General features: G+C 61.0%; 25 protein-coding genes. 19 read left to right on the plus strand and 6 right to left on the minus strand.

Annotated elements, in window-relative coordinates:
• Positions 1–14: 14 nt before the first annotated feature.
• Complete coding sequence (locus J5289_RS04310; protein WP_209182642.1) at positions 15–1,400, plus strand: cytochrome P450; 1,386 nt, start codon at positions 15–17, stop codon at positions 1,398–1,400.
• A gap of 403 nt (positions 1,401–1,803) precedes the next feature.
• Positions 1,804–2,673, plus strand: coding sequence for an aldo/keto reductase family oxidoreductase (locus J5289_RS04315; RefSeq protein WP_209182644.1), 870 nt, complete (start codon positions 1,804–1,806; stop codon positions 2,671–2,673).
• Between the two features lie 40 nt (positions 2,674–2,713).
• Here J5289_RS04315 and J5289_RS04320 read toward each other — a convergent pair whose 3' ends face one another.
• Positions 2,714–3,214 (minus strand): GNAT family N-acetyltransferase, encoded by a 501-nt coding sequence (locus J5289_RS04320; RefSeq protein WP_209182647.1) that lies wholly within the window; start codon positions 3,212–3,214, stop codon positions 2,714–2,716.
• 138 nt (positions 3,215–3,352) lie between these two features.
• On the opposite strand from J5289_RS04320, the gene J5289_RS04325 reads away from it, so the two are divergent.
• The 16 genes from J5289_RS04325 to trmB all read left to right on the plus strand — a co-directional run bounded on the left by J5289_RS04325 (position 3,353) and on the right by trmB (position 17,380).
• A complete protein-coding gene (locus J5289_RS04325) occupies positions 3,353–3,748 on the plus strand; it encodes a VOC family protein (RefSeq protein WP_209182649.1) in 396 nt (131 codons plus the stop codon).
• A gap of 99 nt (positions 3,749–3,847) precedes the next feature.
• Positions 3,848–4,912, plus strand: coding sequence for a tryptophan--tRNA ligase (trpS, locus tag J5289_RS04330; protein WP_142823864.1), 1,065 nt, complete (start codon positions 3,848–3,850; stop codon positions 4,910–4,912).
• A gap of 88 nt (positions 4,913–5,000) precedes the next feature.
• Entirely contained in the window at positions 5,001–5,492 is a 492-nt protein-coding gene (locus J5289_RS04335) for a universal stress protein (RefSeq protein ID WP_111216455.1), read from the plus strand.
• A 115-nt stretch (positions 5,493–5,607) separates the two neighbouring features.
• On the plus strand, positions 5,608–6,174 hold the full coding sequence (locus J5289_RS04340) for a NifU family protein (RefSeq protein WP_111216957.1): 567 nt from the start codon (positions 5,608–5,610) through the stop codon (positions 6,172–6,174).
• Between the two features lie 25 nt (positions 6,175–6,199).
• Complete coding sequence (gene tsaB / locus J5289_RS04345) at positions 6,200–6,868, plus strand: tRNA (adenosine(37)-N6)-threonylcarbamoyltransferase complex dimerization subunit type 1 TsaB (protein ID WP_209182657.1); 669 nt, start codon at positions 6,200–6,202, stop codon at positions 6,866–6,868.
• A 3-nt stretch (positions 6,869–6,871) separates the two neighbouring features.
• A complete protein-coding gene (locus J5289_RS04350; RefSeq protein ID WP_142823867.1) occupies positions 6,872–7,360 on the plus strand; it encodes a GNAT family N-acetyltransferase in 489 nt (162 codons plus the stop codon).
• 38 nt (positions 7,361–7,398) lie between these two features.
• Positions 7,399–7,827: a Fur family transcriptional regulator gene (locus J5289_RS04355; protein ID WP_111216460.1), complete on the plus strand. Its 429-nt coding sequence runs from the start codon at positions 7,399–7,401 to the stop codon at positions 7,825–7,827.
• Positions 7,828–7,952: 125 nt separating this feature from the next.
• Positions 7,953–8,750: a 1-acyl-sn-glycerol-3-phosphate acyltransferase gene (locus tag J5289_RS04360; protein ID WP_209182659.1), complete on the plus strand. Its 798-nt coding sequence runs from the start codon at positions 7,953–7,955 to the stop codon at positions 8,748–8,750.
• A gap of 49 nt (positions 8,751–8,799) precedes the next feature.
• On the plus strand, positions 8,800–10,191 hold the full coding sequence (gene miaB / locus J5289_RS04365) for a tRNA (N6-isopentenyl adenosine(37)-C2)-methylthiotransferase MiaB (RefSeq protein WP_209206766.1): 1,392 nt from the start codon (positions 8,800–8,802) through the stop codon (positions 10,189–10,191).
• Between the two features lie 29 nt (positions 10,192–10,220).
• On the plus strand, positions 10,221–11,276 hold the full coding sequence (locus J5289_RS04370) for a PhoH family protein (RefSeq protein WP_142823870.1): 1,056 nt from the start codon (positions 10,221–10,223) through the stop codon (positions 11,274–11,276).
• 15 nt (positions 11,277–11,291) lie between these two features.
• Positions 11,292–11,798, plus strand: a complete 507-nt coding sequence (gene ybeY, locus J5289_RS04375; protein WP_209182668.1) for an rRNA maturation RNase YbeY — start codon at positions 11,292–11,294, stop codon at positions 11,796–11,798.
• Positions 11,799–11,806: 8 nt separating this feature from the next.
• Positions 11,807–12,982: a hemolysin family protein gene (locus tag J5289_RS04380; protein WP_209182670.1), complete on the plus strand. Its 1,176-nt coding sequence runs from the start codon at positions 11,807–11,809 to the stop codon at positions 12,980–12,982.
• A gap of 93 nt (positions 12,983–13,075) precedes the next feature.
• Positions 13,076–14,677 (plus strand): apolipoprotein N-acyltransferase, encoded by a 1,602-nt coding sequence (gene lnt / locus J5289_RS04385; protein WP_209182672.1) that lies wholly within the window; start codon positions 13,076–13,078, stop codon positions 14,675–14,677.
• A gap of 158 nt (positions 14,678–14,835) precedes the next feature.
• Positions 14,836–15,255: a helix-turn-helix domain-containing protein gene (locus tag J5289_RS04390; protein ID WP_111216473.1), complete on the plus strand. Its 420-nt coding sequence runs from the start codon at positions 14,836–14,838 to the stop codon at positions 15,253–15,255.
• A gap of 179 nt (positions 15,256–15,434) precedes the next feature.
• Positions 15,435–16,673, plus strand: a complete 1,239-nt coding sequence (metK, locus tag J5289_RS04395) for a methionine adenosyltransferase (RefSeq protein ID WP_142823874.1) — start codon at positions 15,435–15,437, stop codon at positions 16,671–16,673.
• A gap of 5 nt (positions 16,674–16,678) precedes the next feature.
• A complete protein-coding gene (gene trmB / locus J5289_RS04400; RefSeq protein WP_209182674.1) occupies positions 16,679–17,380 on the plus strand; it encodes a tRNA (guanosine(46)-N7)-methyltransferase TrmB in 702 nt (233 codons plus the stop codon).
• A gap of 73 nt (positions 17,381–17,453) precedes the next feature.
• Here the strand turns inward: trmB and J5289_RS04405 are convergent, their stop codons facing one another.
• From J5289_RS04405 to J5289_RS04415, 3 genes are all read right to left on the minus strand, one after another.
• Positions 17,454–17,891, minus strand: coding sequence for an N-acetyltransferase (locus J5289_RS04405; protein WP_209182676.1), 438 nt, complete (start codon positions 17,889–17,891; stop codon positions 17,454–17,456).
• A gap of 125 nt (positions 17,892–18,016) precedes the next feature.
• Positions 18,017–18,274 carry a DUF1150 family protein gene (locus tag J5289_RS04410; protein ID WP_142823877.1) on the minus strand — a complete coding sequence of 86 codons (258 nt, stop codon included), beginning with the start codon at positions 18,272–18,274 and terminating at the stop codon, positions 18,017–18,019.
• A gap of 49 nt (positions 18,275–18,323) precedes the next feature.
• On the minus strand, positions 18,324–18,755 hold the full coding sequence (locus tag J5289_RS04415; RefSeq protein WP_142823878.1) for an Hsp20 family protein: 432 nt from the start codon (positions 18,753–18,755) through the stop codon (positions 18,324–18,326).
• Positions 18,756–18,996: 241 nt separating this feature from the next.
• On the opposite strand from J5289_RS04415, the gene J5289_RS04420 reads away from it, so the two are divergent.
• On the plus strand, positions 18,997–19,935 hold the full coding sequence (locus J5289_RS04420) for a nucleoside hydrolase (RefSeq protein WP_209187317.1): 939 nt from the start codon (positions 18,997–18,999) through the stop codon (positions 19,933–19,935).
• 139 nt (positions 19,936–20,074) lie between these two features.
• Here J5289_RS04420 and J5289_RS04425 read toward each other — a convergent pair whose 3' ends face one another.
• The gene (locus J5289_RS04425; protein ID WP_209182680.1) at positions 20,075–20,974 is read right to left on the minus strand and encodes a ribokinase; all 900 of its coding nucleotides are present in this window, start codon (positions 20,972–20,974) and stop codon (positions 20,075–20,077) included.
• 47 nt (positions 20,975–21,021) lie between these two features.
• The gene (locus tag J5289_RS04430) at positions 21,022–22,215 is read right to left on the minus strand and encodes a DNA recombination protein RmuC (RefSeq protein WP_209182681.1); all 1,194 of its coding nucleotides are present in this window, start codon (positions 22,213–22,215) and stop codon (positions 21,022–21,024) included.
• Between the last annotated feature and the right edge of the window lie 85 nt (positions 22,216–22,300).

Genomic DNA, 22,300 nt, shown 5'->3' on the forward strand with positions numbered 1-22,300 from the left:
ACAAGGAGCCAGACATGCAAGCCGCAACCGCAGTGCCCTCATCGTCCAACTTGCCGTTTATTCCCCGCCGGTCCACCGCCGCAGCAATTGTCGCGGTGATCAGAAATCCGCTGCAGGCCTTGCCCCCGCAAGTGTTCACGGAACGCGTGGTTTTCGCCAAGCGCGCCGGCAAGACCCACGTCTATCTCACCGATCCCGTCCTTATTCACGAAGCTCTCGTTGGCAATGCGGATGCGCTGAGCAAGGGCGAGAATGTGCGCAGGGCGCTGGGTCCGGCCCTCGGCGAAGGGCTTCTCACCGCCGATGGGTCGCACTGGAAATGGCAGCGACAGGCAGTCGCCGGCGCATTTCGCCATGATCGGCTCGTCGAACTGCAACCCGCCATGATCGCAGCGGCGGAAACCACCCGGGACCGGCTTCTGGCAGCCGAGGGCAGCACCGTTGATATCGGCCACGAAATGATGCGCACCACCTTCGACATCATCGTCGAGACCATGATGTCGGGCGGCCATGGAATCGATGTGGCGCGGGTCGAGCAAGGGATCACCGACTACCTGAAACCGAGCGGTTGGACATTCGCACTCGCCATGCTCGGCGCTCCGGAATGGGTTCCCTTTCCCGGTCGCGGCAAGGCGCGGGAGGCAGTGGCGTTTCTTCGCTCAAGCCTCGCCAGGGTCATCGCCGAGCGCCGGGTTGCGCCCGATGCCCGTTACGACCTCGTATCGATGCTGCTCTCCGCCTCCGATCCGGAGAGCGGCCGTAGCATGAGCGACGGCGAAATCGTCGATAACCTCATGACCTTCATCACGGCCGGACACGAGACGACGGCGCTGGGCCTTGCCTGGACACTCCATCTCCTGGCAAAGCACCCCGAACATGAAGCCGCTGTCCTCGCGGAAATCGCAACGGTGACCGGGGGAGGCCCGCTGCGCCCGGAACACGTCGCGAGGCTCGGCTACACCAGGCAAGTCTTCTCGGAGGCCATGCGGCTCTATCCGCCGGCCCCCATCATCACCCGGACGGCCGTGCGTGAGTTCGCACTGGGCGAATTCAGGATCCCGGCAGGCGCGGATATCTACGTGCCGATCTACGCACTCCATCGTCATCCGTCGCTCTGGTCCGATCCCGAGACATTCGATCCCGCCCGGTTTGCCCCGGATGCCGCCAAGGCCCGCCACCGCTACGCCTACATGCCGTTCGGGGCAGGGCCACGGGTCTGTATCGGCAATGCTTTCGCCGTCATGGAGGCCGTCGCTATCCTCGCTGTACTCTTGCCAGCGGTGAGGCTCGGCAATCATGGTGCGGCAGATAAGAAGGCCATCATGAAAGTCACGCTGCGTCCCAAGGAAAACCTGATGATGGTCGTGCGTAAACGTGCCGCCCCATCTCGGTCTTCCTAGGCGTTGCGAAGCTGAAAGCGGTACAAATGCTATACGCAAGTTTCGTAATATACCAAGCTCAGGCGAGGATGCGGCTCGCTGCTGCCGCGCTCCATGGCAATGATTGCTGAGGACGCGATAAGGAGAGGGCTGCTTGATGCAGTACGATTGGACAGGTGTCCGCACAAAAAGGGTAAGACGGTTTAAACAGGTCTCGCTGACACTCCTTAGCATGCTGATGCTCTATTGGGTGAGCCTGCAGATACGCTGATGTTCCCGCTTTCGTGCAGCGCTCGGTAATCCATGATGCCATGCAGGCGGGCGCTGTCATTGTTCACGGTGCCGCACAGCCTGTGCGGATTGCGGTTATTTCCAGATGGGGTAGCGAGCCCTATTTCTACCTCCTGCTTCACAGGAGAAAGCCATGTCCGCTACCCATCAGCCAGACACATTCACCCTCGGCAGTCACAGCGTCAAACGCATGGGCTACGGCGCCATGCAGCTTGCCGGACCCGGCGTTTTCGGGCCGCCCCGTGATCGCGACGCCGCCATCGCTGTGCTCCGCGCCGCTGTCGAGGCCGGGGTCGATCACATCGACACCAGCGACTTCTACGGTCCGCATATCACCAACCAATTGATCCGCGAGGCGCTTCACCCCTATGCCGACGATCTGGTGATCGTCACCAAGATCGGTGCCAAGCGTGGCCCGGACGCATCGTGGAACCCGGCCTTCTCTGCCGCCGAGTTGACTGAGGCCGTTCACGACAATCTGCGCAACCTCGGCCTCGATGTGCTCGATGTCGTCAACCTGCGCCTGATGTTCAGCGCCCATGGGCCGGCCGAAGGCTCGCTCGAGGCGCCCATGACCGTATTGGCCGACCTGCAGCGCCAGGGCCTCGTACGCCACATAGGGCTCAGCAATGCCACCCCGACGCAGATTGCCGAAGGCCGGCGTATCGCCGACATCGTCTGCATCCAGAACATGTACAATCTTGCCAATCGCAGCGACGACGCGCTGATCGACGATCTCGCCCGCGATGGCATCGCCTATGTGCCGTTCTTTCCGCTTGGTGGTTTCAGCCCGCTGCAGTCCTCGGCTCTCGACAGCGTCGCTGCGAGCCTTGGTGCGACGCCGATGCAGGTTGCCCTTGCCTGGCTCCTCCGCCGCTCTCCCAATATCCTGCTCATTCCAGGCACCTCGTCCGTCGGGCATCTCAAGGAAAATCTGGCTGCTGCCGACCTTCAGCTTACCGAAGATGTCCTCAGGGCCCTCGACGGCGTGTCTGCTGGCTAAGGCAAACGCGGGGCGCCGCACTGCAATGGTGCGGTGCCCTCTAGCTGGATAGCCTCGCCCACCGCTCATGGTCGCGCCATTCGCCGGCGATCTTGAGGTATCTTTCGGAAAAGCCTTCGCGCTGAAATCCGGCTCGCCGCACCAGGGCCAGTGACGCAACATTATCCGGCTGGATGTTTGCTTCCAGCCGATGCAAACCAATTTCGGCGAAAGTGTGTTTGCAGACGCTATCGACCGCCTCGGTCATAAAGCCTTTCCGCGAAAGCCCGGAAATGCCGTAATAGCTGAGGTATCCGCTTCGGAACGCGCCCCAAACAATCTCGCTGATATTCACCACGCCGACGATGGAACCGCTTGCTCGCTCGCGTGCGACGAAGTCGAGGTTGGGTCCGGTTATCGTCCTGGCGTACCACGCGTCGAAGCCATCCATATCCGTGAATGGAGCAATCCAGGGCGCATGAAAAGCTCTGCTCTTCCTGTTTGCCTCGATGAGGTCTTCAGCATCCGAAATATGGACGCGATCGATTTGAATGTTCGGCATATGCTTCCTTTAGTTCCGCCGACAACGCCCGTAAAGTATGGTTGCTGTCGATATGCCGACGACCTTTGCCTAACTCGACGGTGGGCGTCCGCCCTAAGTAACCCACGACACCATCGCCCAGATAATTGAGAGCCCGACATGTCCGACCGATCCGTCTTCCTCGTCACGCTCGTCGTCGACGACTACGATGCTGCAAAGGCATTTTACTGCGACGCGCTTGGATTTGATTGCCAGCAGGATGAGGTCCAGGACGATGGCAAGCGCTGGGTCGTGGTGCGGCCTCCGGGGACGGATGGGGCGGCGTTGCTGCTGGCGAGGGCGGAGGGCGAAGATCAGCGTGCGGCAATCGGCAACCAGACCGGCGGCCGCGTCGGCTTTTTCCTGAAGACCAGCGATTTCGCCCGCGATCATGCAGTCATGGTGGTCCGTGGCGTCGCCTTCCTGGAGGCGCCCCGGCGCGAAATCTATGGCACGGTCGCGGTGTTTGCTGATCCCTATGGCAATCGCTGGGATCTGATCGAGCATTCTGCCTGAGATCCCTCTTGCTCGGCAGGTTATCGCCGTGCATAAGCCGCGATGTTGCAACATGGGCGGAAAAGCCCTGGGGCCTTCCACAAGCCTATTGAGGACGACATGACCGAATTCAAGAAACTCGTATTTTCCGGCGTCCAGCCGACCGGCAACCTGCATCTCGGTAATTATCTCGGCGCCATCAAGAAATTCGTGGCTCTGCAGGACAACAACGACTGCATCTACTGCGTCGTCGACATGCACGCATTGACCGCGCAGCTCGTCCACGACGACATGCCCGGCCAGATCCGCTCGATTACCGCAGCTTTCCTCGCTGCCGGCATCGACCCCGAAAAGCATATCGTCTTCGCTCAGTCGTCCGTGCCCCAGCACGCCGAACTCGCCTGGATCTTCAATTGCGTTGCCCGCATCGGCTGGATGAACCGCATGACGCAGTTCAAGGACAAGGCTGGCAAGGATCGTGAAAATGCCTCGCTCGGGCTCTACGCCTATCCAAGCCTGATGGCGGCCGATATTCTCGTCTATCGCGGCACGCATGTGCCCGTCGGCGATGACCAGAAGCAGCATCTGGAGCTTGCCCGCGACATCGCCATGAAGTTCAACATCGACTACGCCGAGCACATCCGCCGCGCTGGCACCGGGCTTGATATCGTCGTTGGCGAACAGCCGGTGCATGCCTTCTTCCCGCTGGTGGAACCGCTGATCGATGGCCCTGCGCCGCGTGTCATGTCGCTGAAGGATGGCTCCAAGAAGATGTCGAAGTCGGATCCATCGGACCTGTCGCGCATCAACCTGATGGACGACGAGGAGACCATCTCCAAGAAGATCCGCAAGGCGAAGACCGATCCGGATGGCTTGCCGAGCGAGATCGCCGGACTTGCCGGGCGCCCGGAAGCCGACAATCTCGTCGGCATCTACGCAGCACTTGCCGACAAGACCAAGGCGGAGGTCCTTGCCGAATTCGGCGGCCAGCAGTTCTCGGTTTTCAAGCCGGCGCTGGTCGATGTTGCGGTTGCTACCCTGGCGCCTATCACCGGCGAAATGCGCCGGCTGATGGCCGACCCCGGTCATATCGATGCCGTCCTGCGCGATGGTGGAGCAAGGGCCCGTGCCCGTGCCGAAGTCACCATGCAGCAGGTCCGCGATATCGTCGGCTTCATCTCCTAGGTCACGTGTCCAATCTCCTTCTCCCTGCTGGGGAGAAGGAGAAGACGGGGGCTTGCAAAAATCGGCCATCACGTGTCAGAGTCCGGGCATGGTATCACAGCGACTTTCACGGCTAGAAGGCCATCGCCGCAAGTTCATGGCGGTGATCGACGGCACTCCCGAATGCCAGCGTGCCGTGCACTATGCCGGCCGGCGGGCGAAGAATTCCAATGGCGGTCTGCTGCTGCTTTACGTTATTCCCGATGGTGATTTCCAGCAATGGCTGGGGGTCGAGGAAATCATGCGCGCAGAAGCGCGTGAGGAGGCCGAGGCTGTTGTCGCCAAGGCTGCCCAGCTTGTGCGGGAGACCATCGGCATCGAGCCCGAAACGGTCATCCGCGAGGGCGATGTTGCGGAACAGCTGAATGCAGTGATCGACGAGGACCGCGACGTCGCTATTCTTGTTCTGGCAGCGGGATCGAACAAGGAAGGTCCGGGGCCGCTGGTATCGTCCGTCGCCGGTCGCTCCGCAGCCTTCCCGATCCCGGTCACGGTGCTGCCGGATTCGCTGACAAACGAGGAAATCGACGCTCTTTGCTGATCCCGTTGCCGATTTGTTGAGTGTGGCGGTCTTGATTGGTTGGCCGAAAAGGCCTATTTTCTTTTGAAGAGTTCTAAACGACGGACAGGCTCATGCCGCCGTCATGGAGATGACGATGTTCATTCAGACCGAGTCCACGCCGAACCCCTCAACGCTGAAATTCCTGCCTGGCAAGGTTGTCATGGAAAATGGTACGGCCGAGTTCCGCAGCGCAGCCGACGCGCAGGTTTCGCCACTCGCGGCCCGCCTGTTCACCGTGCCCGGAGTCACCGGCGTCTATTTCGGCTATGATTTCATCAGCGTCTCCAAGGACGATCAGGAATGGCAGCATCTGAAGCCAGCCATCCTAGGCTCGATCATGGAGCATTTCATGTCCGGCAAGCCCGTCATGGGCACTTCCTCGGCATTGTCGGAAGTCACGGATGCCGATGGCGAATTCTTCGCCGAGGGCGATGAGTCCATCGTCTTGACGATAAAGGAACTGCTGGAGACCCGTGTCCGTCCGGCCGTCGCCCAGGATGGCGGCGACATCACTTTCCGCGGCTTCCGGGATGGCACCGTCTTTCTCAACATGAAAGGCTCATGCGCAGGCTGCCCTTCGTCCACCGCCACGCTGAAGCACGGCGTCCAGAACCTCCTCCGCCATTTCGTGCCCGAAGTGCTGGAAGTCGAGGCGGTCTGATCGGGATTTTCCGGAAACGTCGAAAATGATCGTACTGGCGCTGGATACCGCAGGCACGGATTGCGCCGCCGCCGTCTATGACAGCGACGGCGACCGCGTGTTCGCCGAAATTACCGAAACCATCGGCAAGGGCCATGCCGAACATCTCATCGCACTGGTCGATCGTGTGCTCGACAAGGCTGGCCTGAAGCTCGATGCAGTCGAGCGGATCGCCGTGACCGTCGGTCCCGGCTCCTTCACCGGCATCCGGGTCGGCGTCGCTGCCGCCCGTGGTTTTGCCCTTGCGCTCGGCATCCCGGCTGTCGGCGTCACGACACTCGAGGTGATCGCGGCCGCCCATCGCCCGAAGGCTGCGGGCCGGCCGATGCTGGTGGCAATGGACGCCAAGCGGGGCGAAGTCTACCTGCAAACATTCGGCGTCGACGGAATGCCTCTTAGCGAGTCTGCGGCGGTGCTTGTGGAGGATGCTCGAGCGCTGGCCGCCGAGTTCGATGGCCTGTTGGCCGGCTCGGCCGTGCCGCTTTTGAGCTCCACGGCGGAGGATGTGCCGGCAGACGCGGCTGGCAATGCCTTTCCGATCTCGGATGTTGCGCGGCTCGGTGCAAAAATGCTTGTCGGCGAGAAGCCGAAGCCGCTTTATCTGCGCGGCCCCGATGCCAAGCCGCAGCTCGGCTTCGCCGTCGCGAGGCAATAGGCGATGCTGCCGTCATTCCTTAGAAGTAAGCCCGATTACGAGATCGTCGCCATGGTCTCGCGCGACTGCGCCGACGTATCCGCGCTGCACAGCGCCCGCTTTCCGAAAGCCTGGGGCACAGGCGAATTCCACAGCCTGCTGTCGCAGGAGCCGGTGTTCGGCTTTGTTGCCCGCCAGACCAACGGCAAGCCGGCGCTTTGCGGTTTCGTGCTCGCTCGCCATGTCGCCGACGAGGCGGAGATCCTCACGGTTGCGGTGCAGCCGAAGCTCGGTCGCGCCGGTCTAGGCTGGCGGTTGATGCAGGCAGCGATGCGCGAGGCGCACCGGCGCGGCGGGGAAAGCATGTTTCTGGAGGTCGATGCCGGCAATGTTGCGGCAGTCGGGCTCTACCGCAAGCTGGGCTTCGCCACGGTTGGCGAGCGCAAGGCCTATTACACGGATGCATCCGGTACAAAATCGACGGCGCTTGTCATGCGCCGCGATCTTCGCTAGTCCCTAGGGTCGGATCCACGGGCCAGAAGACGACATCGATGACAGATATTGCCAAATCGCTCGAGGAGCTCTGTGCCGAACGCGGCATGCGCATGACCGAGCAGCGGCGCGTCATCGCTCGAATCATTGCAGATGCCGAGGATCACCCCGATGTCGAGGAACTGCATCGCCGCTCGGTGAAGATCGATTCGAAAATCTCCATCTCCACGGTCTACCGCACGGTAAAGCTGTTCGAGGACGCCGGCATTATTACCCGCCATGATTTTCGCGACGGGCGTTCGCGCTACGAGACGGTTCCGGAAGAGCACCACGACCACCTGATCGACCTGAAAACCGGCGACGTCGTCGAGTTCCATTCGCCGGAAATCGAGGCTCTGCAGGAACGTATCGCCCGCGAGCACGGCTTCCGCCTTGTCGGCCACCGGCTGGAGCTCTATGGGGTGCCGATCAAGAAGGACGAGCACTGAGTGCCTGATGTCTGCGACAGGGCCGGACGAAGCTTCTGCATTCGGAAACCGCAGCTTTGCGGTAAGGGTATTATGGGGGAGGCGGTGGTAGGTACGCACCCCAAAACACTTTATGAGGCACGGCCTTGATCCACCGCTTGCGCCTTGTTTTCGGTGGATTTCTTGTGCTGGTCGCCAGCGTTTTCCTGCTGCCGCTGCAATGTGTCTGCCTCTATTTTGACTGGAGGCTGCGTCGCTACCTGCCGCGCCTCTGGCACCGCCTCGTCTGCTATGCCTTCGGGCTACACATCCGCGTTCACGGCGCGCCGGATCGTCGAAGGCCGTTGATGCTGGCATCGAACCATTCGTCCTGGCTGGATATCCTGGTGCTGTCGGCGGTGGCCGATGTTGCCTTCATTGCGAAGATCGAGGTGCGCGGCTGGCCTATCTTTGGGCTTTTCGCGCGCTTGCAAAAGACGGTGTTCGTTGTCCGAGAGCAGAAGCGCAAGACGGGCGAACAGGTGAACGAGATTGCCGAGCGCATGGCCGGCGGCGAGATCGTCGTTCTGTTTCCGGAAGGCACAACGTCGGACGGCAACCGCCTGCTGGAGGTGAAGTCCTCGCTGTTCGGGGCGGCGGCGGCTGCTCTTCCGGCCGCACCCGAAGGCGTGGTGCACGTCCAGCCGGTCGCGGTCGCTTATACAGGCATCCACGGCATGCCGATGGGGCGTTATCACCGGCCCGTTGCCACATGGCCGGGAGACATCGAGATGCTGCCGTCGCTGAAGGGCGTGCTTGCCTGCGGCGCAATCGATGTCGACGTGCATTTCGGCGAGACGGTCGATTATCGCGCCGACAGCAACCGCAAGCAGGTCGCAGCGGAAGTCACCGAGCGCATTCGTGCCCTGCTTTCGGGCCTGCTGCTCGGTCGCCACAAGACCTGATACTCAAGATTGTCTTTTCACACCGTCAAAAAACCACTAGATAGCCGCCATGACCCAGGACAGCGCCCTTCTGATCGCCCCGGAAACCCGTGATGGCAACAACAGCCGCAAGGTCTTCATCAAGACCTACGGCTGCCAGATGAACGTCTACGACTCCACGCGGATGAGCGACGCGCTGGCCAAGGACGGCTACGAGCAGACCGACGATATGGAAGAGGCCGACCTCGTCCTCCTCAACACCTGCCATATCCGCGAGAAGGCGGCCGAAAAGGTCTATTCTGCCCTTGGCCGGCTGCGCGACATGAAAAAGCGCAAGGCCGCAGACGGTCGCGAGATGATGATCGGCGTCACCGGCTGCGTCGCCCAGGCCGAAGGTGAGGAAATCCTGCGCCGGGCGCCGGCCGTCGATGTCGTTATCGGCCCGCAGACCTATCATCGCCTGCCGGAGGCGCTGCGTCGCGCCAAGCAAGGCCAGCGCGTCGTCGATACGGAATACGCCATCGAAGACAAGTTCCTGCATCTGCCGATGGCCGAAAGCGCGAAGATCCGTGCCCGCGGCGTCACGGCCTTCCTCACGGTGCAGGAGGGCTGCGACAAGTTTTGCACCTTCTGTGTCGTGCCTTACACACGCGGTTCCGAAGTTTCCCGGCCAGTGTCGCAGATCATCGACGAGGCGGAGAAGCTGGTCGCCGGCGGCGTGCGCGAAGTGACGCTGCTTGGCCAGAACGTCAACGCCTGGCACGGCAAGGGACCGGATGGCGAGGAGTGGAGCCTTGGCGACCTGCTATATCGGCTTGCCGACATTCCGGGTCTGGCGCGGCTGCGCTATACCACAAGCCATCCGCGCGACATGGATGACAGGCTGATCAATGCCCACCGCGACCTCCGCATGCTGATGCCCTATCTGCATCTGCCGGTGCAGGCCGGTTCCAACCGCATCCTAAAAGCGATGAACCGCCGCCACAGTACGGCCGACTACCTGGCCCTGGTCGAGCGCATCCGGGCCGCGCGCCCGGATATCGCGCTGTCCGGAGATTTCATCGTCGGCTTTCCGGGGGAGACAGACAAGGATTTTGAGGATACGCTCACCCTCGTCAAGGCCGTGCGCTATGCACAGGCCTACTCGTTCAAATATTCGACGCGTCCCGGCACCCCCGGCGCGGACTTGAAGGATCAGGTGCCCGAAGGGATCAAGGCTGAACGGCTGGAACGGTTGCAAGCGCTTCTCATGCGCCAGCAGCAGGAATTTGCCGAAGCCTGCGTCGGCCGCGTGGTCGATGTGTTGCTCGAAAAGCCCGGTCGCATGCCAGGACAGTTGATAGGTCGCTCTCCGTGGCTGCAATCCGTGAATGTTGATGCAAAGGCATCGCAAATCGGTGACATTATCAATGTACGAATCACCGGGACAAGCACCAACAGTCTCTTTGCAGAGCAGGTGTAGGTCCGAGATTGGCAAAGGAGCTTGACCGCTTGAACGCACAAGAATTGGTTTCCTCTACTCCGCGCCAGTCCCCTGCCGCGACCGACGCCAATCACTTCGTTCTGACTTTCGAAAACAACAGGTTCGCCAGCGAGCTGTTCGGTCAGTTCGAACAGAACCTGAAGCTGCTCGAGGAGCGGCTGAAGATCAACGTCCGCGCTCGCGGCAACTCCGTCGTCATCACCGGCGATGTGCTGGCCACCAATCAGGCCCGGCGCACCCTCGATTACCTCTACGAAAAATTGCAGAAGGGTGGCAGCGTCGAGCCGTCCGATGTCGAGGGCGCCATCCGCATGGCGCTGGCGGCCGATGACCAGCTGATCCTGCCGACCATGGAGCGCAAGGCCAAGCTGACCATGGCCCAGGTTTCGACCCGCAAGAAGACCATCGTCGCGCGCACGCCGACGCAGGATGCTTATCTCCGTGCACTCGAGCGCTCGGAACTTGTCTTCGGCTGCGGCCCTGCTGGTACCGGCAAGACCTATCTTGCCGTGGCCCAGGCCTGCCAGCTGCTGGAACGGGGCGCGGTCGAAAAGATCATCCTGTCGCGCCCGGCTGTGGAAGCTGGCGAACGACTGGGCTTCCTGCCCGGCGACATGAAAGAGAAGGTCGATCCCTATCTGCGGCCGCTCTATGACGCGCTTTACGACATGATGCCAGGCGACAAGGTCGAGAGGGCCATTATCGCCGGTGTCATCGAAATCGCGCCGCTCGCCTTCATGCGCGGCCGTACGCTGGCCAACTCCGCCGTCATCCTCGACGAGGCGCAGAATACGACCTCGATGCAGATGAAGATGTTCCTTACCCGTCTCGGCGAAAACTCGCGGATGATCGTCACCGGCGACCCGAGCCAGATCGATCTGCCGCGCGGCGTCAAATCCGGGCTCGTCGAGGCTTTGCAGCTGTTGACCGGCGTCGAGGGCATTTCGGTGATCCGCTTCAAGGATACCGACATCGTCCGCCATCCGCTCGTCGGCCGCATCGTGCGCGCCTACGATACGATGTACGCGACGCCCGAAAGCGAAGAGGCCGATCGGCAGAGCTGATGCCGGCATGACGCCATGACCCGACTGGACATACAGATCAGCATCGAGGAGGGCCGCTGGCCCTCCGAGGAAACACTTCAGGCGATGGCCGAGCGCGTGCTTGGCGATGCCGCAGATTTTCTGCAGACGGAGGTCCATCAGCCTTTTCCATCGATGGAGCCCGAACTCTCGCTGGTTTTCACCGACGATGCCTCAATCCGGGCGATCAACGCCGAATGGCGGCAGCAGGACAAGCCGACCAATGTCCTGTCGTTCCCTGCTTTTCCGCTTGCTCCCGGCGGCATGCCAGGCCCCATGCTGGGCGATATCATCATCGCTCGCGAGACGGTGGAGCGCGAGGCGGTTGATCTCGACAAGGGTGTCGACGAGCATCTCACCCATCTGATGGTGCATGGATTGTTGCATCTGTTTGGCTACGACCATATGAATGATGAAGACGCCGAACTGATGGAAGGCCTTGAGACTCGTATTTTGGCGAGACTTGGCCTATCAGATCCCTATGCGGGTCAAGACCCGATCTGATTGGAACCATGAGCGACTTTACAGCAAAACCGGCCACTGACGCCAAAGAGCAGGACGCAGCCTCCGAAGAGGCGGCGAGTAGCAACGGCAGGGCGGGGCACAGATCCCAATCCACCTTCTGGAGCCGAGCGGCGCGCGTGCTGCGTCCGGCCCAGGGCTCGCGCCTGCGCGAGGACCTCACCGACGCCCTGATGGTGAACGGCACCGATGATGACGGTTTTTCGGCCGACGAACGGGCGATGCTGCACAATATCCTGCGCTTCCGGGAGGTGCGTGTGGCCGACGTCATGGTGCCGCGTGCCGATATCGAGGCGGTCGACCAGAGCCTGACCATCGGGGAACTGATGATCCTGTTCGAGGAAAGCGGACGTTCGCGCATGCCCGTCTATTGCGATACGCTCGACGATCCGCGCGGTATGGTGCACATCCGAGACCTGCTTTCCTATGTGGCCAAGCAGGCGCGCAACAAGCGCCGGGTCGGCGCCAAGGCTGCGGCAATCGATCCGCAGGTCGCCGCTGTTGCTGCCGAGAAGGCCGAAAAGGCACCGCGTTCCGCCAAGCCGAACTTCGATCTCGCCCGGGTCGATCTTCGCAAGACCGTTGCCGAAGCCGGCATCATCAGGAAGATCCTGTTCGTGCCGCCGTCGATGCTGGCCTCCGACCTGCTTCGGCGCATGCAGGTCAACCGCACCCAGATGGCGTTGGTCATCGACGAATATGGTGGAACCGACGGCCTCGCCTCGCATGAGGACATCGTCGAGATGGTCGTTGGCGATATCGACGACGAGCACGACGACGAAGAGGTCATGTTCAAGCAGGTATCGGAAGACGTCTTCGTCGCCGATGCCCGCGTTGAACTCGAAGATATCGCCCGGGCTATCGGCTCAGACTTCGATGTCAGCGAGGAAGTCGACGACGTCGATACGCTGGGTGGCCTTATCTTTTCGGCGCTCGGTCGCATTCCGGTTCGCGGAGAGCTTGTCCAGGGGCTTCCCGGGTTCGAGTTCCAGATCCTCGAGGCTGATCCGCGCCGCATCAAGCGCGTCCGCATCACCCGCAAGCGCCATCCGGTCCGTCGTCGCCCCGTCAAGGGTGAAGTGGAGGCATCCGGTAATGACAAAGACCATCCGGCTGTCGACGGGCCATCCGATGGCGGTGCCGTCAATCGCAACGCAGCCGGCTAGGGCCGCTGCTCTAAGCCTTCAAGGGACAAACCGCGCCTTTTTTGAAACACTGCGCAACGGGTTTGATTCGTGGTGTTTCAAGGGAGAGCGTGCATGGAATGGCTTGCGGACAGGGTCATTCTGGTCTGGGGTTTCAGGCGTGCCCTGCTTGCCATGGGTGCCGGCGCTATCGGCGTGCTGGCGCTCCCGCCCTTCGGCTTCTTTGCCGCGATGTTCGTCTCCTTCACCCTGCTTGTCTGGCTGCTTGACGGCGCCACTGCCGCTCCAGGCAGCGGCATCCTCCGCCGTCTATGGCCAGCTTTCGTTACCGGCTGGCTGTTCGGTTTCGGCTATTTCGTCGCCGGCCTGTGGTGGCTAGGCCATGCGCTGATGATCGATGCGGAGCAGTTCGCGTGGGCCCTGCCTCTGGCGATCCTCGGCCTGCCGGCATTTCTCGCGATCTTCTACGGGCTCGCCGCCGCGCTGGCGAGGCTCGTATGGTCCGACGGTCTGGGACGGATCGCAGCACTGGCCTTCGCATTCGGTTTTATCGAATGGCTGCGCAGTTTCGTCTTCACCGGCTTTCCCTGGAATGCCATCGGCTATGGCATGATGCCGACGCCGCTGATGATGCAGTCGGCCCACATGATCGGCATGCTGGGGGTGACGGTGCTGTCCGTCTTCGTATTTGCGGCGCCGGCGCTGTTAGGCACCCGCAACGGCGCCATCCCCGGCATTACACTCGCGGCCCTCCTGTTCGCTGCCCATCTCGGCTACGGCTACTACGCGCTGAGCCAGCCGGAGCCTGCCTTCCGTGCAGATGCAAAGGCGCCGGTTGTGCGCGTCATCCAGCCCGATATCGACCAGGAGGCCAAGCAGGACAGCGACGGCGATCGCACCGCGATCTTCGAGAAGCATCTGGCGTTGTCGGCGGCGCCACCCAAGGATGGTGGCAAGCGGCCGGACATCATCGTCTGGCCGGAAACGGCACTACCCTTTCTCCTGACCGACAACCGGGACGCCCTGACCCGCATTGCCGACGTGCTCGCCGCCGACCAAATTCTCATCACCGGCGCCGTGCGGGCCGAGGACATGGGCCCCGGGACGCCGCCGCGCTATTACAATTCGATCTACGTGATCGATGGCCGCGGCCAGATCATTGGCGCTGCAGACAAGGTGCATCTGGTGCCGTTCGGCGAGTATGTGCCCTTCGAGAGCATCCTCCAGAATTTCGGCATAGCCAACATCGTCGAGATGCCGGGCGGTTTTTCCGCTGCCGCCCGTCGCTCGCTGTTGACCCTGCCATCGAGCATCCGGCTTTACCCGCTGCTCTGCTACGAGATCATCTTTCCCGACGAGATGACGCCCGATATCGCCAAGGCCGACGCTATCGTCAATGTCACCAACGACGCCTGGTTCGGCAATACCCCTGGACCCTACCAGCATTTTCAGCAGGCCCGTGTCCGCGCCGTCGAATACGGCCTGCCGCTCATCCGCAGCGCCAACAGCGGAATTTCTGCTCTGGTCGATTCTCATGGACGTCTCGTCGCCGGCCTCGATCTTGGTCAGCAGGGATTTGTCGACGCCACCTTGGGTAGCGTAGACCAAACTAAAATAGGCGAAAAACTGCGGGTTCTGTACTTTTGGTTGGCACTTGCGTGCATGGGCCTGATTGCAGTGATTTCACGCATGGGTTTTATTTCAGCCCTGAATTGACCTAAAACCCCTAAAAATGCATAGTGGTCCAGGACGCTAATCTGTACGTAAGATGGCGATCAAGCGAATATAGCTCTGCAACGTGGCGTTATATAAGCATGGTCGGGGGTAGTGGGGGCGAAGAAGCCGATTCAACCAGAGCTAGTTAGGGCATTATAATGATCGAAAATAAGAAGAAGCCGAATCCAATCGACATCCATGTCGGTAGCAGGATCCGTCTCCGTCGCACCATGCTGGGCATGAGCCAGGAAAAACTTGGCGAAAGCCTCGGCATCACGTTCCAGCAAATCCAGAAGTACGAAAAGGGCACCAACCGCGTTGGCGCCAGTCGTCTTCAGAATATTTCCAGCATCCTCAACGTGCCGGTCTCGTTTTTCTTTGAAGACGCACCGGGCGATCACTCGACGTCCGCCAGCGGCATGGCTGAAGCCTCGAGCTCCAACTATGTCGTGGACTTCCTCTCGTCCTCGGAAGGCCTGCAGCTCAATCGTGCTTTCGTCAAGATTTCCGATGCAAAGGTCCGCCGCAAGGTCGTCGAACTGGTCAAGGCATTGGCTGCCGAAGCCGACGCCGAGTAAGCGCCGGCTATACATGAAGACGCAAAGGCGGTCATTTTGGCCGCCTTTTGCATGTTTGGCGCAAAAATCTTAACCGGAAAGTGGGATATAAAGATATATCCATGTCCTTCTGTGCCTTGTCATTCGGCTTTGAACTGACTAACACAGACCCAGCTTTATTCTTTGAGGGGAATTCCCGCATGCGTGCCAACTACCTCTTTACCAGTGAGTCTGTTGCCGAAGGTCACCCGGACAAGGTCTGTGACCGCATCTCCGACGAAATCGTCGATCTGGTCTACCGTGAAGCCGCAAAGACCGGCATCGATCCCTGGAGTGTCCGCATTGCCTGCGAAACCCTGGCGACCACCAACCGGGTGGTTATCGCCGGCGAGGTCCGCCTGCCGCCGAGCCTGATGAAGAAGGACAAGGACGGCAAGGACGTCATCAATCCGGCCAAGTTCAAGACAGCCGCCCGCAAGGCGATCAAGGACATTGGCTACGAGCAGGAAGGCTTTCACTGGAAGACGGCGAAGATCGATGTCCTGCTGCACTCGCAGTCGGCCGACATCGCGCAAGGCGTCGACAACGCGTCCGACAAGCAGGGCGATGAAGGCGCTGGCGACCAGGGCATCATGTTTGGTTACGCCTGCCGCGAAACGCCGGACCTGATGCCGGCACCGATCTACTATTCGCACCTGATCCTGCAGCTGCTTGCCACCGCCCGCAAGAAGCATGAAGGCGAAGCCGGCAAGCTCGGCCCGGATGCAAAGAGCCAGGTCACCGTCCGCTACGTCGACGGCAAGCCTGCAGAAGTCACCTCGATCGTTCTGTCGACCCAGCATCTCGACGAAAGCTGGGATTCGAAGAAGGTCCGCTCGGTTGTCGAGCCCTACATCATGGAAGCATTCGGCGACCTGCCGGTCGCTGCCGATTGCGCCTGGTACATCAATCCAACCGGCAAGTTCGTCATCGGCGGTCCCGATGGCGACGCCGGCCTGACAGGCCGCAAGATCATCGTCGACACCTACGGCGGTGCTGCTCCGCACGGCGGCGGCGCCTTCTCCGGCAAGGACACCACCAAGGTTGACCGCTCTGCTGCCTATGCAGCCCGCTATCTCGCCAAGAACGTCGTTGCCGCCGGCCTCTCCGACCGCTGCACCATCCAGATCGCCTATGCGATCGGCATTGCCCAGCCGCTGTCGATCTATGTCGACCTGCACCAGACCGGCAAGTACACCGAGGACCAGGTCGAAGCTGCCATCCGCAAGGTGATGGACCTGTCGCCGACCGGCATCCGCCGCCATCTGGACCTCAACAAGCCGATCTACGCCAAGACCTCCGCCTATGGCCACTTCGGCCGCAAGGCAGGTCGCGACGGTTCCTTCTCCTGGGAAAAGCTCGACCTCGTCAAGCCGCTCAAGGAAGCCATCAAGGCCTGAATGTCATGAACGATACCGAGCGCCGATCGCGGGCAACGGAAGCCTTCTACGGTCGGCGCAAGGGCAAGCCCCTGCGTGGCCAGCAGGCCGGGCGGCTGGAAACCCTGCTGCCCGCCTTCATGGTTGATCTCGACACGCCTGTGCCTGCTTCTCTCCAGGCGCTGTTTCCAGTTCCGGTGGAACGACTGCGGCTCGAAATCGGCTTCGGCGGTGGCGAGCACCTGATCCACCGGGCCAAGGAAAACCCGACGACCGGTTTCATCGGTGTCGAGCCCTTCGTCAATTCGATGCAGAAGCTGCTTGCCCATGTCGAGGAAGCGGGTGTTCAGAACATCCGCGTCTACAACGACGATGCTACGCAGTTGCTCGATTGGCTGCCGGACGCCTGTCTCGACCAGATCGACCTGCTCTATCCGGATCCCTGGCCGAAAACACGCCACTGGAAACGCCGCTTCGTCTCCGCGGTCAATCTCGCCCGCTTTCACCGAGTCCTGAAGCCCGGCGCAATATTCTGCTTCGCATCCGACATCGACACCTACATCAACTGGACGCTACAGCACTGTAAGGCCCATGGCGGCTTCGAATGGACGGCGAAAAACGCCGCCGACTGGCTCACCCCTTATGACGGCTGGCCCGGCACGCGCTACGAAGCCAAAGCCAAACGCGAAGGCCGCTCCTCGGCCTATCTGACGTTTAAGCGGGTGTAGGACGATCTGGGCAGTTTGCCTTCGCAGGGTGGAATTGACGATTATCGGGCTATCGCAAAAGCGTCAGGCGCATTCAGCTCGATTGCTTCCACTCGAATAACACATCCGGCGCTTTTTCCTCGTTGGTCGCACCATCGGTTTCATCAATGATCGCAAAACCGTTTCGCTCATAGAAGGTGCGGGCCCGTTCGTTTTGCTGGAAAGTCCAGAGTTTCAGAGAAGGTGATCGTCCTTTTGCTATATCGAGCAGCGCCCGTCCGACACCGATGCGCTGAAAGTTGGGCAGAACGTAGAGTTGTTCGATCCACTCATCTGTGAAGGCTATGAAGCCGAGCATCACCTGGTCGAATGCGCCCCACATTTCGCATTGGGTAAAGAGATGCTCCCGAAAATAGAGTCTGTCCTCTTCGGCAGTATGAAGGCCGGACAATGCAGGCATCCGCTCGTCAAATGAGCGGCGTAGAACGACGGCAGCTTCATCCATATCTTCTATCGAGAGCTGTCTTGTCATGAACTTCATCTGCAAGGACACCCGGAGGGCAGACGCGCGCGCCCGCACTGGCTCTGAGGATACAATCCGGCGCGCGTACATTGAATCGGGATCGGCTGATCTGGAGGTCGTCCCCAGCTGCAAACTCAGTGCAGGCTGACGGTTTTCAACTCGTCTTCGGCAGCCTTGAAGAAGGTGCTGGAACGGTTGTCGGTCAATAGGATGGGGGTGCCGTCGGCGCCGAAAAGGGCCCACAGATCAACTGTGGGATCGATGTCCGGAGCTTCCGGGAAGCAACGGGACACTTCCTCCTGGCGGATCTTGCGGACATAGGCGACTTCGCCGCTGCCGAGCGATACGAGTTCGTTTTCGGTGAGGCGTGCGGTGGCTTCTTTGAGTAACATTTCCCGTTCCTCCAGCGTGGGGGACCAACGGCTCGGATTCGCCGTTGCCTTACTCTGGGACCGAAATGTTAATTTTCTTCACCCCACGCGGCGGTTCCGGTCTGATAAGATCGACCGAAAGCAAACCGTTTTTCAATGCCGCGCCAAGGACATGCATCCCTTCGGCCAATACGAAGACGCGCTGGAACTGCCGGGCGGCGATGCCCCGATAAAGATAGTCACGTGCCTCCTGCTCGATCTGCCGGCCGCGAATGATCAGCTGGTTTTCTTCCGTTGTGACTTCGAGTTCGTCCTCGCTGAAGCCGGCAACGGCAAGCGTGATGCGCAATCGCTCCGGTTCGCCAGTTGCCGGTTCGGCCTGCATTCGCTCGATATTATAGGGTGGGTATCCATCGCTGATCTTGGAAATCCGCTCGAGGGTCTTTTCCATGGCGTCGAAGCCCAACAGGAGAGGGCTGGCAAAAGGCGTCATACGGCTCATCTCTACAAGTCCTTGGTTGTCAAGCGACCCTGCCGGACCTGCATCTCAGCATCCGGATGGCCGCAATATGGGCATTGCCTGCTTTCGGCGCAAGCACGTCGCCTGACGCAATCGGAATCCAACGGCATATTCGCTGCCCCTATGGTTGCAGCGCTTGCTTGACAAAGGCAGTTCGAATGGCGTCAAAAAGGGGTGGAAGAGGCGCAGGGACGCCGCAGTGACAAGGGAAGAGGACGCGCGTTTGGCAAGGAAGATCATCATCGATACCGATCCGGGACAGGACGACGCAGCAGCCATCATGCTGGCGTTCGGCAGCCCGGAGGAGCTTGAAATTCTCGGTATCACCACCGTAGCCGGCAACGTGCCGCTGCCCATGACCAGCCGCAATGCGCGGATCGTCTGCGAGCTTTGCGATCGCCGCGATATCAAGGTCTTTGTCGGTTGCGACCGGCCGATTGCCCGGCCGCTGGTGACTGCGGAGCACGTGCACGGCAAGACGGGGCTGGATGGTCCGGAGCTTGCCGAGCCGACGATGGCGCTGCAGCCGCAACACAGCGTCGACTTCATCATCGAAACACTGTTGCACGAGCCCGCGGGCACGGTGACGCTTTGCACCCTCGGCCCGCTCACCAATATCGCCACGGCCTTCCGCAAGGCGCCGGGAATCGTCGGTCGCGTTCAGGAACTGGTGATGATGGGCGGCGGCTTCTTCGAGGGCGGCAACATTACGCCGGCCGCCGAGTTCAATATCTTCGTCGATCCCGAGGCGGCCGACATCGTTATGCGGTCGGGCGTGCCGGTGGTCATCATGCCGCTCGATGTCACCCATCAGCTGCTGACCCGCAAGGACAGGGTCCGCAAGATCGCCGACATCGGCACCGCGCCGGCCAAGGCCATGGCCGAGATGCTGGAATTCTTCGAGCGCTTCGATATCGAGAAATACGGCTCAGACGGCGGCCCGCTGCACGATCCGACCGTCATTGCCTACCTGCTGAAGCCAGAGCTTTTCGACGGCCGCACCTGCAATGTCGAGATCGAGGTCAGTTCGGAGCTGACGATCGGCATGATGGTCGTCGACTGGTGGCACGTGACAGATCGCAAGCGCAACGCCCGGTTCATGCGATCGGTCGACGCCGACGGATTTTTTGCGCTGCTTACGGAGCGCTTTGCGCGGATCTGAGAATTCGGAACAGAGTTTAAGGCCGCCGGATTGTCCCGGCGGCCTTTGGTCATTTAGGTGGAGTGCCACCTTTTATAGCACTGCTAAGTTCGTCATAAATTCCGGGCGGAACTACACCAGATTATCCGTGAGACACCGATCAGAGCCTCGCGGCGACCGATTCGGCCAGGGGTATCGATGGCTGAGCTCCGGCTGAAAGGCAGGCGAGGGAGCCGGCGACGGCGGCGCGACGGAGTGCGGCCTCGAAGTCGAGCCCTTGGTCGAGGCTGGCAGCGAAATAGCCGCAAAACGTGTCGCCGGCACCGACCGTGTCGACGGGCTCGATGACGAGGCCCTTGGCGCGCGACAGTACGCCGTCCCTTATGGCAACCACGCCATCGCCACCCAGAGTGACGATCAGCGTCTGCCCGGTTTCCCCATGCAGGCGGGTCATTGCCGCTTCACGATCGGTAGCCGTCATTCCGTCCTGGCCTGCCAGAAGCTCGAATTCCGTTTCGTTGGCGATGACGATGTCGGCTAGCCGCCCGAGCCGTTTGGCATCTGATGTCAGCGGCGCGAGGTTGAGGATCGTCCGGATACCGGCGGCCTTGGCAGCGCCAAGCGCCGCCTCCACCGCATTCCCGGGCACCTCGAGCTGCAGCATGAGGATATCGCCGGCCTTCAGTCCGGCCACCGCAGCAGTGGCGTCTTCGGCGGTGACGGCACCATTCGCAGCGGGCACCACAACAATCACGTTTTCACCGTCGCCGCCGACAAGGATGAGTGCCGTCCCGGTTGGGCCCTCGACATGCTTTACCGCGCCGAGATCGGTGCCGGCTTCTGCCAGCAGCGCCAACGCAGGCTCGGCAAAGCCATCGGTGCCGACAGCGCCGGCCATGCGCACCGTTGCGCCGGCGCGGCGGGCGGCCAGCGCCTGGTTTGCACCCTTGCCGCCGGCAGCCGTTGCAAAGCCGTTGCCGGCAACGGTTTCCCCGGGCTTCGGCAGCCGGTCCGTGGTTGCAACGAGGTCCATGTTGATGGAGCCGAATACTGTGATCATGGGAATGCCTGCTCTGCTGGAATATCGGCGCGACACTGCCGAAGCGCTTAGTCCTCGTCAACCACCCTCAGCTTCAGAAGTCCAGTACGGCTTTCGACTCCGCGTGATGGTTCTGCCGGCTCGCGTACCGCCTCGGAGTGCTCTGTCAGGTCCAGTGCCTCGATCTTCTGGCCGCGCCTCGCAAGCTTCGAGGAGGACGTGGCAATCATCTCGACATCTTTCTGGGCAGCGGAGAAATGTCCCTGGAGTTTGGTGACGCGCTCATCGAGACGACCGAGATCGGCCATCAGCAGCGCCACTTCGCCCTGGATGAGATGCGCCTGCTCACGCATCCGCTGGTCCTTCAGGACAGACTGGATCACCTGGATCGACAGCATCAGCAGGGACGGGGAGACGATGACGATCTGCGCGCGGTGCGCTTTCTGGATAACACCCTCGAACTTTTCGTGAATCTCGGCAAAGATCGATTCCGATGGTACGAAGAGAAAGGCAGTGTCCTGGGTCTCGCCCTGGATCAGATATTTTTCGGAGATATCGCGGATGTGGACTTCCATGTCGCGGCGAAACTGCTGGCCGGCGATGCGTACCATTTCCGGGCTGGAGGCCGCGCGGATGGCGTTCCAGGCTTCCAGCGGGAATTTTGCATCGACCACCAGCGGCGGCAGTCCGTTTGGCATATGGATGATGCAATCGGGCCGCGACCCGTTGGACAGCGTGTGCTGGAAGGCATAGGCGCCGAACGGCAGGCCGTCGGCAACGATGGTCTCCATCCGTGCCTGGCCGAAGGCGCCGCGCGTCTGCTTGTTGGACAGGATCGCCTGCAGCCCGACGACATCCTTTGCAAGCGACTGGATATTGGACTGTGCGGCATCGATGACCCCGAGCCGTTCCTGCAGTTTCTGCAGGTTTTCATGCGTCGATTTTGTCTGTTCGTTGAGCGTGCTGGTCACCCGGTGCGACATCCCGTCGAGACGCTGGTTGACGGCGTGGTTGAACTCCGCCTGGCGACTGCCGAACACCTCGGTCATCGTCGCCAGACGGCCCTGCATCTCGGCCTGCAGCCGCAGCATCTCCGCCATCCGTTGTTCCGCCTCTGCAGCGCGAAAATCCATCTCGTCGTCGCTCTGCCTTTTGCCGGCACTGCGGACCAGCAGGATCACGATGACAAGAACGAGCAGGCCGACCGCGCCGTACAGCAACTGCACCGTCTGGAAGTCGGAACCAAAAAGGGAGATCGTCATGGCATCCTGGCGATAGTTGGAGATCGCCGGACTATAACGCCAGTCAGGGTAAAAGCCAGATCAAAACGTGAACAATGTAAACTGT

The sequence above is a fragment of the Rhizobium sp. B230/85 genome (assembly GCF_019355735.1).
Taxonomy (GTDB): Bacteria; Pseudomonadota; Alphaproteobacteria; order Rhizobiales; family Rhizobiaceae; genus Rhizobium; species Rhizobium rhododendri.